Source organism: Kroppenstedtia guangzhouensis (assembly GCF_014637345.1).
Lineage (GTDB): Bacteria > Bacillota > Bacilli > Thermoactinomycetales > DSM-45169 > Kroppenstedtia > Kroppenstedtia guangzhouensis.
In genome coordinates, this window is the sequence record NZ_BMEX01000001.1 from 386,664 (window position 1) to 398,612 (window position 11,949).

Consider the following 11,949-nt stretch of genomic DNA (forward strand, 5'->3'; position numbering starts at 1 on the left):
ATACGATGGCGTCACAAACCATCCCTTCATGGAGCCTTTGACTGGCGGGAAGTGCTCCGGATACGCCGGATCAGCTTTTTTCGCGTTGTGGTTTGCAATCTTTTTGGCTATACTGTATGTAGATATGCGTTCGGCCGAAAAGAGTGGGTTGTCACCCACTCTTTCCCTTTGTGATGGAATTCCACTGGGTGGAGGACCGAACTGAAGGAGGGTGAAGATCAGGTGAGCCGAAAGGTGACCGAAGCGGTGGAAGAGATGGTCAAACCCATTCTCGCGGAAGAAGGATTGGAGCTCTACGATACGGAATACACAAAGGAAGGTAAAAATTGGATACTTCGCGTGTATATTGACCGTCCGGATGGAAAAGTGGACCTGGATGATTGCGGCCGGGTGAGTGAGCGACTCGGGGAGGTGTTGGATCGGGAAGATCCTCTCACCGGACAATATTATCTGGAGGTCTCATCCCCGGGAGCAGAGCGTCCGTTGAAGAAGTCTGCCCATTTTGAGGCGGCGGTGGGCAAGCGGATCTTCCTCACCACCTTTGAACCGGTTGAAGGACGAAAAAAATTCGAAGGGGTTCTGACCCGCTATTCTCCGGAAAGTCTGACGGTTGAAACAGATGAAGGTGCGGTGGAAATCCCAGGTGAGAAGGTGGCCAAGGCGCGTCTGGTCCTCGTGCTTTAATTGAAGGGAGGAAAATAAGAACGATGAATGCCGAATTCATCGACGCCCTCAACCAACTGGAGAAGGAAAAGGGCATCAGCAAAGAGGTGTTGATCGAGGCGATCGAAGCAGCCCTTATTTCCGGTTATAAGCGAAACTTTCATTCCGCCCAGAACGTGCGGGTGGACATCGACCGGGATACTGGCCGGGTTCGTGTGTTTGCCCGCAAGACGGTGGTGGAAGAGGTGACGGATCCCCGTCTTGAAATCTCGTTGGAGGCAGCCACTGAGATCAATCCCTCCTTTGAGTTGGACGATATTGTGGAGATCGAAGTGACACCTGCGGATTTCGGCCGGATCGCAGCCCAAACGGCCAAACAAGTGGTTACCCAACGAATCCGGGAGGCAGAGCGAAGTATTATTTATGAAGAGTTTGTGGATCGGGAAGCGGATATCGTGACCGGGGTGGTACAACGGGCGGACAACCGACACTATTATATTGACTTGGGACGGGTGGAGGCGCTCCTTCCCTTTGCGGAAACGATGCCGGGGGAGAGGTTTAAGCATAACGACCGGGTCAAGGCGTACATCACCCGGGTCGAAAAATCGACCAAAGGTCCGCAAGTCTTTGTCTCCAGAACCCATCCCGGTCTGTTGAAGCGACTGTTTGAACTGGAAGTGCCGGAAATCTATGAGGGAATCGTGGAGATCCGATCCGTAGCCCGTGAAGCCGGCCATCGCTCCAAGATTGCCGTCATTTCCCGGGATGAGCAGGTGGATCCCGTAGGTGCCTGTGTCGGTCACAAGGGGATGCGTGTGCAAACCGTGGTCAACGAGCTGAGAGGGGAGAAGATCGATATTGTCCGCTGGTCCGATGAGCCGGTGGAATTTGTCTCCAATGCTCTCAGTCCGTCGAAAGTGGTCCGGGTGGACATCCGGGAAGCGGAAAAAGTGGCTCAGGTTGTGGTTCCCGACCATCAGTTATCCCTCGCCATCGGCAAGGAAGGGCAGAATGCCCGCTTGGCCGCCAAACTGACCGGTTGGAAGATTGATATCAAGAGTGAATCGGAATCAGGTTCCGAGCCGGAAAAAGAAGAAGAGGAAGTGTTTGAAGAAGCGGTGGCAGAGGAGTTTTCGCCAGATCCGGGCGATCGGACCGGGGCGGATGAGGGCGAAAGATAAAAACCATCCCCGTGAGGAGGTGGTGAATGGTGAAACAACGGAAAGTTCCCATGAGGAAATGCGTCGCTTCCCAGGAGATGTTTCCGAAAAAAGAGTTGATCCGCGTGGTGCGTACACCGGACAATGAGATCCTGATCGACCCCACCGGCAAAAAATCGGGTCGGGGTGCCTATGTTTGTGCCAAGGAAGAGTATGTGGATTTGGCGAAAAAGAAAAAAGCCTTGGATCGTGCACTGAAGACCAAAGTGGGCGAAGAGGTGTATGAGCGTCTGCGGAAGTACATTGCGACGGGGAAGCTCCATGAGTAAGCTTTATCAATTGTTGGGTCTGGCCATGCGAGCCGGGAAGGTGATTTCCGGTGAAGAGAGAGTGCTCTCCGCGATTCGTTCGGGGGCTGCTTTTCTTGTCCTGATCTCCGATGACGCCGCTCCCAATGCCCGGAAGAAAATCTCGGACAAAAGCAAATATTACGGGGTGCCGCTGATGACAGCGGGTACCCGGACAGAATTGGGCCGGGCATTGGGAAAAGCGGAGCGGGTCGTTGTCGCCGTGACCGATCCGGGCTTTGCCAAAGCGATCCGGAAGCGGTGCGAGTAACCGACGGAGGTGAGCAGTTTGGCGAAAGTTCGCGTATACGAATATGCAAAGAAAATGAATATGAGCAGTAAAGAGATTCTCACCATCCTGAAGAGGCTGGACGTCAAGGTCAACAATCACATGAGTGTGATGGATGATGAGATGGTGAAGAAAGTGGAAAAATTCTTCAATGATGTAAAACAGGGGGCGGCGAAATCGGAAACGAAACAGACCAGAACAGAGGATAAACCGAAGAAAAAGACAATCCATGCAAACCAGAACCGTTCTGGAAGATCCAACCAGAGTGGAGGGAACAAAACCAATCGAAACCGGGGCCGGAACAATCCGGAAAACCGTGACAACAACCGGAACCGGAACGCCAAGGATCAAAACCAGAATCGCAAGGGGAACAACAAGGGGCGGGGCCGGAACCGCCGGGGCAACCGTCGGGACCGCAGAAGTTCGCAGCATCAAAAGCAGGCTCCGGTCCTTCCCTCCGAGATCGAGGTGACCGGTCCGCTGACGGTAGGTGAATTGGCCCGACTGTTGCGCCGGGAATCCTCGGAAGTGATCAAGAAGTTGATGGGTCTGGGTGTGATGGCCACCATCAATCAGGAGATTGATGTGGATACGATCACTCTGGTTGCCGAGGATTTTGGGGTGAAAGTTCATTTCAAAGAAGTGATCGATGAGTCGGCATTTGAGGAATTGGTGGAAGAAGATGCTCCGGAAAATCTGCAGGAGCGCCCCCCGGTGGTTACCATCATGGGCCACGTCGACCACGGGAAGACAACCCTTTTGGACACGATTCGCCATACCAAGGTGACTGCCGGTGAAGCGGGAGGGATCACCCAACATATCGGGGCGTACCAAGTAAAGGCCAACGGGAAGAAAATCACTTTCCTGGACACCCCCGGTCACGCCGCCTTCACCACGATGCGGGCTCGGGGGGCTGAGGTGACCGATATCACGATCCTGGTGGTGGCCGCCGATGACGGTGTGAAACCTCAGACGGTGGAAGCGATCAATCACGCCAAGGTTGCCGATGTGCCCATCATTGTGGCCATCAACAAGATGGATAAGCCGGAAGCCAACCCGGATCGGGTGAAACAACAGTTGACGGAACATGGCCTGGTTCCCGAAGACTGGGGCGGAGACAATATCTTTGTCCCGGTGTCTGCAATCAGAGGTGAGGGAATCGACGAGTTATTGGAAATGGTTTTGCTGGTGGCAGAGATGCAGGAGAAAAAGGCTAATCCGAACAAACGGGCCCGGGGAATTGTTATCGAGGCTGAATTGGATAAAGGGCGCGGTGCAGTGGCCACCCTTCTGGTCCAAAACGGAACTCTCCGGGTAGGGGACGCCGTCGTGGCCGGGAATAGCTTTGGCCGGGTGCGGGCCATGATCAATGATCTCGGCAAGCGGGTGAAGTCTGCCGAACCTTCCATGCCTGTCGCCATTCTGGGGCTATCCGATGTGCCCGAGGCGGGGGACCCCTTCATGACCTTTGAAGATGAGAAAAAAGCACGGGATATCGCTGACAGACGTTCCGAAAAAAGACGGCAGGAAGAGTTGGGAGCCTCCAGTCGGGTCACCCTGGATGATCTATACAAGCAGATCCAGGAGGGTGATGTGAAGGAGCTAAACGTGATCATCAAGGCCGATGTGCAAGGTTCTGCCGAGGCCCTTCGGGGCTCCTTTGAAAAGATCGATGTGGAAGGAGTACGGATCAATATTATCCACTCCGGTGCCGGGGCCATCACTGAATCGGATGTCAGCCTGGCTTCCGCCTCCAATGCCTTGATCGTGGGATTCAATGTTCGCCCTGAACCCCAGGCCCGGGCGACGGCAGAACAGGAAAAAGTGGAGATCCGATTATACCGGGTGATTTATGATGCGATTGAAGAGCTGGAGTCCGCCATGAAAGGGATGCTCGATCCCGAATTCCAGGATAAAATGGTGGGCCGTGCCGAAGTCCGTCAAACTTTCAAAGTTTCCAAAGTGGGCACGATTGCAGGCTGTTATGTGACAGAAGGAAAAATCGTCCGTGATGGAAAAGTCCAGCTGATCCGTGACGGTGTCGTGATCCATGAAGGGGATATCGACACGCTGAAGCGGTTTAAGGACGATGCCAAAGAGGTGGCCCAGGGATATGAATGTGGTGTCACTCTCAAAAATTACAAAGATATCAAGGAGGGCGACGTCCTCGAAGTCTTCATCCTGGAAGAGGTGAAGCGGTAAATCCATGGTTGTCAGTCTGCTGGTCTGTCGCTGCCGTATTTTGTATTCCACTTCCCTCAAGGACAAACGACGGGCGGTGAAAAGTGGATTATCCCGCATTCGCCATCGTCTCAATCTGTCTGTGGCGGAAGTGGGTTCCCAGAATGACCGGCAGTGGGCGGATTTGGCTGTTGTCGGTGTTGGAAGCGACCGGAGGATCGTGGACAGAGAACTGAAGGAAGCGGTCCGGATCCTGGAGGCGATTGACGGCTTGGAGATCGTGGATGTTGAAATCTCCTTTTTGTAAAATTCGCCCGCCCCACCAGGCGGGGCGAACAGGAGGTGTCGACGATGGCGCGCATCCGTGCGAGTCGGGTCGGCGAACAAGTGAAAAAAGAGCTGAGCTATGTGTTGCAACATGAGATAAAGGATCCCCGGGTCGGTTTTGTAACGGTGACTGCAGTGGAGATGAGTGGAGATTTACAGCAAGCGAAAGTGTATATCAGTGTGCTGGGAAATGACGAGAAGAAAAAAGAGACTTTGGAGGGGCTGGAAAAAGCAAAAGGTTTCCTGCGGACGGAGATTGGAGGCCGAATCCAGCTTCGCCATACCCCGGAGCTGATTTTCAAATTCGATGAGTCGATCGAACACGGTCAGCACATTTCCAAATTGTTGGAAGAAGTGAATCGAAATGAGCGCAACCCTGGTTGAGAACTGGAAACTGGCGGAAGCCTTCGTCTCGGAGCCGGGACCCTATCTGGTGGTTTCCCATCTGCATCCCGACGGGGATGCGATCGGCTCCACTTTGGCCGTCGGAGGAATTTTGAAGCAGTTGGGGAAACAAGTGATCATGGTCAACGAGTCCCCTGTTCCGGGCAAGTTCCGGTTTCTTCCAGGAGCGGAGGTGATCCGCTTTCCGGAGGAAGTTGCGGCGGAAAGTCCGTATCGACGGGTGATCGCCGTCGATGTGGCGGACCGGGAACGGATGGGATCCGCCTACCGGCTGTTGGCGGAGGATGCCGAGATCTTGAATATCGACCACCATCCCACCAATGACCGGTTCGGGACATACAACTTGGTGATTCCCGAGGCAGCGGCGACGGCGGAAATTCTTTGCCATTGGGCCCGGCGTTTGCAGGTGGAGTGGAATCGTGATCTGGCCACCTGTCTTTATACGGGATTGTTAACTGACACCGGTGGCTTTCGCTATGCCAACACCACACCGGAAGTGATGGAATTGGCCTCGGGTTTGTTACGTCACGGGGTGGATCCCGGAATGATCGCGGACCGGGTGATTGAGACGATGACACGAGGGCAGTTGGCATTGCTTCGTCGGGCTTTGGACACCCTGGCTTTTTCCGATGACGGACAAGTGGGTTGGATCAGGCTGACCCGGGAGGATTTCCGTTCCAGTGGAGCAAGGGAGGAAGACCTGGACGGGATCGTCAATTATGCACGCAATGTAGCGGGAGTGGATGTGGGGATTCTGTTCCGGGAAACAGACGGGCAAGGAATCAAGGTCAGTCTCCGTTCCAGGGAAATCGTCGATGTGGGGAAACTGGCCCAATCCATGGGCGGAGGCGGCCATGCGCGAGCGGCGGGTTGTACACTGACCGGAACCTTGGATGAGGCTGAAGCCGTCTTGTTGGGGCAGGTGAAGGCGGCACTGAAGGGGAGGGGGGGATGATGCTGCATGGTGTGGTCCCTGTCAATAAGCCGGCAGGGCTGACCTCCCATGATGTGGTGAACCGGATCCGACGTCTGTCCAGGCAGAAAAAGGTGGGGCATACCGGCACTCTCGATCCTGCAGTGAAAGGGGTGTTGCCCATCTGTCTGGGACAGGCGACCCGAATCGCCGAGTATATCCAGTCTCTCCCCAAAAGATATTGGGGAACCCTTACACTGGGAGCGGCCACCGATACCCAGGATCATACGGGCAGGGTGACGGAAGAGCAGCCGGTGAGTCCGTTGGATCCGGAACAAATTGACAGGGTGTTTCGGAGGTTCATCGGAGAGATCGAACAGGTCCCGCCGATGTATTCCGCTGTAAAGGTGGATGGGAAGCGGTTGTATGAATGGGCGCGTCAAGGACGGGAAATCAAGCGAAGCTCCCGAAGGGTCACCGTCTACTCTTTGGAACGAACCGGAATCGAGGGGGGAGAGCAGCCCCGAATCCATTTTGATGTCCGATGCTCCAAAGGCACTTATGTGCGGACCCTGTGTGTTGATTTAGGCAAGGAGCTTGGTTATCCGGCCCACATGTCCCGGTTGGTGCGCACGGAGAGCGGTCCCTTTACGCTGGAGGAAGCTTTCACTCTTGACAGATTGGAGAGGGTGGCGGCTTCGGGAGAGTGGGGAAGTGTCTTGACCGGGATCGGGGAGGCGCTGGGACATTTGCCCGAGATCGTGGTTCCCCAAAGTTTATTTACTTCTGTGATGAACGGCAGGCTCCTTCATCCCGGGAAAGGGGAGGGGCTCGCGGTCGGCACGCTTTTCCGCGTGTTCACCGAGGAAGGTCAATTTTGTGCCTTGTACCGGATGAAGGATGAACGGACAGCCAAGCCGGAAAAAGTGTTTCGGGTCAGGTGAAATCCATGGAAACGATCCATTTAACTCATCCATTGAAAATCGAAAGAGAGGTTCCTCCTGTTTCTTTGGCGATCGGTTATTTTGACGGAGTCCATCTTGGGCACCGGAGTGTGATTGATCAGGCCCGTCAAATGGCTGGAGAGCTTGGGGTGTCCCCTGCGGTCATGACCTTTCATCCCCACCCCCGGGAAGTGTTGGGGAAAGCTTCCGTGTCCCGCTATCTCACTCCCTTGCCGGAGAAGTTGCTCCGGTTTGAGGAGCTGGGTGTTCAACGAGTGTATGTGATGAAGTTTGACCGTGGTCTGGCTTCGAGGACCCGGGAGGAATTCGTTGAAGAAGTGCTGATTCCACTGAAGGTGCGCGGGGTGTCTGTGGGCTTCAATTTCACCTTTGGCCGGGGAGCTGCGGGAAAGGCGGAGGATCTCAACCATCTGAGTGACGGCCGATTCCGGGTGGAGATCGTTCATCCCATCGCCAGTGGCGGAGATTTTGTCAGCAGTACCCGACTGCGGCAAGCCCTGGCTGAAGGGAATGTGGGAGAGGCTGCCAAGATTTTGGGACGTCCTTATTCCCTCCGGGGGGAAGTGGTTCGAGGAGATCGGAGAGGGCGGACCATCGGTTTTCCCACGGCCAACATCCGGTTGGAAGATCCGTTTATCATTCCCGCCACAGGGGTTTATGTGGTCCGTGTCCGTAGGGAAGAGGTTTCCCAAGAACTTTTCGGGATGATGAACATTGGATATCGACCCACTTTTCGGGATCCGAACCCTGTGAAAACCCTGGAAGTCCATCTGTTTGATCTGGATGAGAACCTGTACGGCGACCGGTTGGAAGTGGAGTTTCTTCATCGTCTCCGGGGTGAACAACCCTTTGAATCGGTCTCGGCATTGACGGAACAGTTGAAGTCCGATGAGAGGAACTCCCGGACATGGCTGAACCGGCAGAGTCTCTGTTGACGGGAGCGCATTTACTCGGAAACTGTTCTGTGCTATACTGTTTTGGTACTGGCCGGGATACTCTGTCCCGTGCAAAACCCTGGCGCGGATCATCGACTGCCTCGACGATGGCCTGGGCCACGGGGGTTTTTCCAACAAAGGAGGTGAAAGGGATTGACTCTGTCCCTGGAACGGAAGCGGGAAATTATCGAAGAATACAAGACTCACGAGAGCGATACCGGGTCCCCGGAAGTTCAGGTGGCGATCCTGACGCACCGGATCAATGAGTTGAACGAGCATCTGCGTGAGCATAAGAAAGATCATCACTCTCGCCGCGGTCTGCTGAAGATGGTCGGGCAGCGACGCAACCTGCTCAATTACCTGAAGAAAAATGACGTCGCGCGGTACCGGACGTTGATTCAAAAACTGGGCTTGCGCCGGTAACTCTGGAAGAGCGGGGATTTCCCCGCTTTTTCAATAGGAGCATCTATGCATGCTCCTAAAAACCGGGCAGAAGGAAATAATGCAAGGATGAAGAAAGTAAACATGTGTGCGTTGAGAGGAGGAAATGCGGCATTGATGGAACCGACCATATTTGAGACTGAATTTGCTGGAAGACGGCTGACGATAGAAGTCGGCAAATACGCCAACCAGGCCAACGGAGCAGCGCTTGTCCGTTATGGGGATACTGCGGTGATGGCCACGGCCACTGCATCTGATGAACCGAAGGATCTTGGCTTTTTTCCATTGACGGTCAACTATGAGGAAAGGCTTTATGCTGTGGGTAAGATTCCCGGTGGTTTTATTAAACGGGAGGGACGACCCTCGGAAAAGGCTGTCCTGGCCAGTCGACTGATTGACCGTCCCATTCGCCCGCTGTTCCCGGAAGGTTATCGGAATGATGTTCAGGTAATCACGACGGTGATGTCCGTGGATCAGGATTGCTCCACGGAGATCGCGGCGATGATCGGTGCGTCCACCGCTTTATCCGTCTCCGATATTCCTTTCGCAGGTCCGATTGCAGGTGTGATCGTCGGACGGGTGAACAGTAAATGGGTGCTGAACCCTTCCGTGGAACAGGCGGAAAAAAGCGATCTTCACCTGGTGGTCGCCGGTACCAAACACGGGATCAACATGGTGGAGGCAGGGGCCAATGAAGTTCCCGAAGATGTGATGCTGGAAGGGATCCTGTTTGGCCATGAAGGGATCAAGGAGATGATCGCATTTCAGGAGAAGATCGTGCAACAGGTGGGGAAAGAAAAGATGGAGCCGGATCTCCATCAAGTGGATCCCGAACTGGAACGAAAGGTCCGTGAACTGGCAGCGGTCCCCATGGAAAAAGCCGCTCAAGTAGAAGAGAAACAGGAACGGCAGGATGCGATCCAACAGGTAAGAGAGTCGGTTTTGGAGCAGTTGACTGGGGAAGATCCGGAGGAGGAACAAATCAGGGAAATCGAAGAGGTTTTGGACACGGTGCTCAAGGAAGTGGTGCGTCGGATGATCCTGGAGGAAAAGAAACGTCCCGACGGCCGTTCTCCGGAAGAGATCCGACCTCTTACCAGTGAAGTGGGAATTCTCCCCCGTACCCACGGTTCCGGCCATTTCCGACGGGGCCAAACCCAAGTCCTCAGCGTCTGCACCCTGGGAGCTCTGGGTGATGTTCAGATCCTGGATGGGCTCGATCTGGAGGAGTCGAAACGGTTTATGCACCACTATAACTTCCCGCCCTATTCCGTCGGTGAATCCCGTCCCTTGAGAGGACCGGGGCGACGTGAAATTGGACACGGAGCCCTGGGTGAACGGGCCTTGGAACCGGTGATCCCCTCAGAAGAGACATTTCCCTATACGATTCGACTCGTATCCGAGGTGCTGGAATCCAACGGATCCACTTCCCAGGCCAGTATCTGCGCTTCCACCCTGGCCTTGATGGATGCAGGGGTGCCAATCAAGGCACCGGTGGCAGGGATTGCGATGGGGCTTGTCAAGGAAGGGAATCAAGTGACGGTCCTGACGGATATCCAAGGGATGGAAGACCACTTGGGGGATATGGATTTCAAGGTGGCCGGCACCCGCAAGGGAGTCACCGCATTACAGATGGATATCAAGATCGAAGAGATTGACCGACAGATCCTTTCCCAGGCATTGCAACAAGCACATCGTGCCCGGCATGTGCTTCTTGACAATATGACGGCCACTCTGGGTGAACCCCGCCGGGAGCTGTCCCCCCATGCTCCGAAAATCCTGACTCTGAAAATTCATCCCGACAAAATCCGGGAAGTGATCGGGCCCAGCGGCCGGGTGATCAATAAGATTATTGATGAAACCGGAGTCAAAATCGACATTGAGCAGGATGGAAGGATCTTTATTGCGTCGGCGGACCCCGAGCAAAATGAGAAAGCGAAGAGCATTATCGAAGATTTGGTCCGGGAAGTGGTTGTCGGGGAAACCTATACCGGAACGGTCAAACGGGTGGAGAAATACGGGGCTTTTGTGGAGATCCTTCCGGGAAAAGAAGGGTTGGTACATATCTCTCAGTTGGATAAAGACCGCGTCAACAAGGTGAGCGATGTGGTGAACCTGGGAGATCAGATCCGGGTGAAAGTGACCGAAATCGATAACCAGGGGCGGATCAATCTGTCCAGGAAAGCGATCCTGACACAAGGATCCTGAATCCTCCCCCGCACAAAAAGAGTCAGAGCGATCTGTCTCTTTTTTTATGGGGAAAAGCCCTCTGTATAGGACCTGGTTCGTGTGCATAAGTTAGTAGCATCCAATGGGGTGACGAGGTGTTTTTATATGAAGGGAAGATTGCAGAAGCGTTGGGTGCTGCTGGCGCTGCCCCTGATCTGGTTGGCGGTCTGTTCCCCTTCAGTGACCGCTTATGTCACATCTGTTAAAAAAGGAACGGCGGAGCCGGTGTTTAAGCAGAAGGAGGATGAGAAGCTGAGGGAAGTGATCGAAAAGGGCTCCCGCGCTCGTTTAGATCCCCCGGTGGATGCCCGCATCGACCGCATATGGAGGGCGATCCCTGGTTACAATGGGCTGGAAGTGGACAAGGAAGCCACCTATCGATTTGCAGTCAAAGGGGGAAGAAGGAAACCTGTTTCCTGGATTTACCGAGAGATCCCGGTCAAGGTTTCCCTCGACCAATTGCCTGCGGAACCCATCTATCGGGGAAATGAAAAAAAGCCGATGGCCGCTTTGATGATCAATGTGGCCTGGGGAACAGAACATTTACCCCGGATGTTGGATATCCTGGAGAAGGAGGGGGTTGCTGCCACCTTTTTTCTGGATGGTTCTTGGTTGAACAAACATCCGGGGGAGGCGAAAAGGTTATTGGATAAAGGTCATGAGTTGGGAAATCATGGTTACAGCCACCCCTTGATGAGCCGGATTTCCCGGGAGCGGATTCGTTCAGAGATTGAAAAGACAGAGGCTCTGATCCGGAGGTTGGGGATAAAATCCGCCTATTTCGCTCCCCCGGCTGGGGATTTCAACCGGGTCGTGCTGGAAGAAGCCCGGCGAATGGGAATGAAGACGGTGTTGTGGACCGTGGATACGGTGGATTGGAGAAAAACTTCTTCGCCGGAGTGGATGACTCAGCGGATCCGCAAAGGGATCGGCAAAGGATCGCTGATATTGATGCACCCCACGGAGCGAACCGTTCAGGCACTTCCTCAAATCATCCGTGTGATCAAAGAGAAGGGATTGCGATTGGGAACGGTCAATGAAGTGTTATCCCCCAAACGGGTGGAGATTGTTGAGCCTGTCCCCTCCTTTTGATA

Annotated in this window: 13 protein-coding genes; all 13 read left to right on the forward strand. The window is 54.3% G+C overall.

Going from position 1 to position 11,949, the window contains the following annotated elements; all coding sequences use genetic code 11:
* Positions 1–222 precede the first annotated feature (222 nt).
* The 13 genes from rimP (at position 223) to IEV46_RS02050 (ending at position 11,947) form a co-directional block, all read left to right on the forward strand.
* Positions 223–684, forward strand: coding sequence for a ribosome maturation factor RimP (rimP, locus tag IEV46_RS01990; protein WP_188429249.1), 462 nt, complete (start codon positions 223–225; stop codon positions 682–684).
* A 23-nt stretch (positions 685–707) separates the two neighbouring features.
* A complete protein-coding gene (gene nusA / locus IEV46_RS01995; RefSeq protein ID WP_188429251.1) occupies positions 708–1,844 on the forward strand; it encodes a transcription termination factor NusA in 1,137 nt (378 codons plus the stop codon).
* Positions 1,845–1,873: 29 nt separating this feature from the next.
* Positions 1,874–2,152 carry an RNase P modulator RnpM gene (rnpM, locus tag IEV46_RS02000; protein WP_188429253.1) on the forward strand — a complete coding sequence of 93 codons (279 nt, stop codon included), beginning with the start codon at positions 1,874–1,876 and terminating at the stop codon, positions 2,150–2,152.
* Entirely contained in the window at positions 2,145–2,441 is a 297-nt protein-coding gene (locus tag IEV46_RS02005; protein WP_188429255.1) for a YlxQ family RNA-binding protein, read from the forward strand. Before rnpM ends, IEV46_RS02005 begins: the two co-directional genes overlap by 8 nt.
* An 18-nt stretch (positions 2,442–2,459) precedes the next feature.
* On the forward strand, positions 2,460–4,661 hold the full coding sequence (infB, locus tag IEV46_RS02010; RefSeq protein WP_188429257.1) for a translation initiation factor IF-2: 2,202 nt from the start codon (positions 2,460–2,462) through the stop codon (positions 4,659–4,661).
* 4 nt (positions 4,662–4,665) lie between these two features.
* Positions 4,666–4,947: a DUF503 domain-containing protein gene (locus IEV46_RS02015; RefSeq protein WP_188429259.1), complete on the forward strand. Its 282-nt coding sequence runs from the start codon at positions 4,666–4,668 to the stop codon at positions 4,945–4,947.
* A 44-nt stretch (positions 4,948–4,991) separates the two neighbouring features.
* Positions 4,992–5,351: a 30S ribosome-binding factor RbfA gene (gene rbfA, locus IEV46_RS02020; protein WP_188429261.1), complete on the forward strand. Its 360-nt coding sequence runs from the start codon at positions 4,992–4,994 to the stop codon at positions 5,349–5,351.
* Positions 5,332–6,327, forward strand: coding sequence for a DHH family phosphoesterase (locus tag IEV46_RS02025; protein WP_188429263.1), 996 nt, complete (start codon positions 5,332–5,334; stop codon positions 6,325–6,327). The genes rbfA and IEV46_RS02025 overlap by 20 nt, the downstream gene beginning before the upstream one ends.
* Positions 6,327–7,229, forward strand: coding sequence for a tRNA pseudouridine(55) synthase TruB (gene truB, locus IEV46_RS02030; RefSeq protein ID WP_229735828.1), 903 nt, complete (start codon positions 6,327–6,329; stop codon positions 7,227–7,229). Before IEV46_RS02025 ends, truB begins: the two co-directional genes overlap by 1 nt.
* A 5-nt stretch (positions 7,230–7,234) precedes the next feature.
* Positions 7,235–8,185: a bifunctional riboflavin kinase/FAD synthetase gene (locus IEV46_RS02035; protein WP_188429268.1), complete on the forward strand. Its 951-nt coding sequence runs from the start codon at positions 7,235–7,237 to the stop codon at positions 8,183–8,185.
* Between the two features lie 153 nt (positions 8,186–8,338).
* Entirely contained in the window at positions 8,339–8,608 is a 270-nt protein-coding gene (gene rpsO / locus IEV46_RS02040; RefSeq protein WP_188429270.1) for a 30S ribosomal protein S15, read from the forward strand.
* Between the two features lie 135 nt (positions 8,609–8,743).
* Positions 8,744–10,834, forward strand: coding sequence for a polyribonucleotide nucleotidyltransferase (gene pnp, locus IEV46_RS02045; RefSeq protein WP_188429272.1), 2,091 nt, complete (start codon positions 8,744–8,746; stop codon positions 10,832–10,834).
* A gap of 126 nt (positions 10,835–10,960) precedes the next feature.
* Positions 10,961–11,947, forward strand: coding sequence for a polysaccharide deacetylase family protein (locus tag IEV46_RS02050; RefSeq protein WP_188429274.1), 987 nt, complete (start codon positions 10,961–10,963; stop codon positions 11,945–11,947).
* Positions 11,948–11,949: the final 2 nt, after the last annotated feature.

Coding starts and splice junctions, on each gene's coding strand:
- IEV46_RS02035 (WP_188429268.1), top strand. CDS start 7,235: ATGGAAACGATCCATTTAACTCATCCATTGAAAATCGAAAGAGAGGTT.
- IEV46_RS02005 (WP_188429255.1), top strand. CDS start 2,145: ATGAGTAAGCTTTATCAATTGTTGGGTCTGGCCATGCGAGCCGGGAAG.
- pnp (WP_188429272.1), top strand. CDS start 8,744: ATGGAACCGACCATATTTGAGACTGAATTTGCTGGAAGACGGCTGACG.
- rbfA (WP_188429261.1), top strand. CDS start 4,992: ATGGCGCGCATCCGTGCGAGTCGGGTCGGCGAACAAGTGAAAAAAGAG.
- IEV46_RS02050 (WP_188429274.1), top strand. CDS start 10,961: ATGAAGGGAAGATTGCAGAAGCGTTGGGTGCTGCTGGCGCTGCCCCTG.
- truB (WP_229735828.1), top strand. CDS start 6,327: ATGCTGCATGGTGTGGTCCCTGTCAATAAGCCGGCAGGGCTGACCTCC.
- nusA (WP_188429251.1), top strand. CDS start 708: ATGAATGCCGAATTCATCGACGCCCTCAACCAACTGGAGAAGGAAAAG.
- IEV46_RS02025 (WP_188429263.1), top strand. CDS start 5,332: ATGAGCGCAACCCTGGTTGAGAACTGGAAACTGGCGGAAGCCTTCGTC.
- IEV46_RS02015 (WP_188429259.1), top strand. CDS start 4,666: ATGGTTGTCAGTCTGCTGGTCTGTCGCTGCCGTATTTTGTATTCCACT.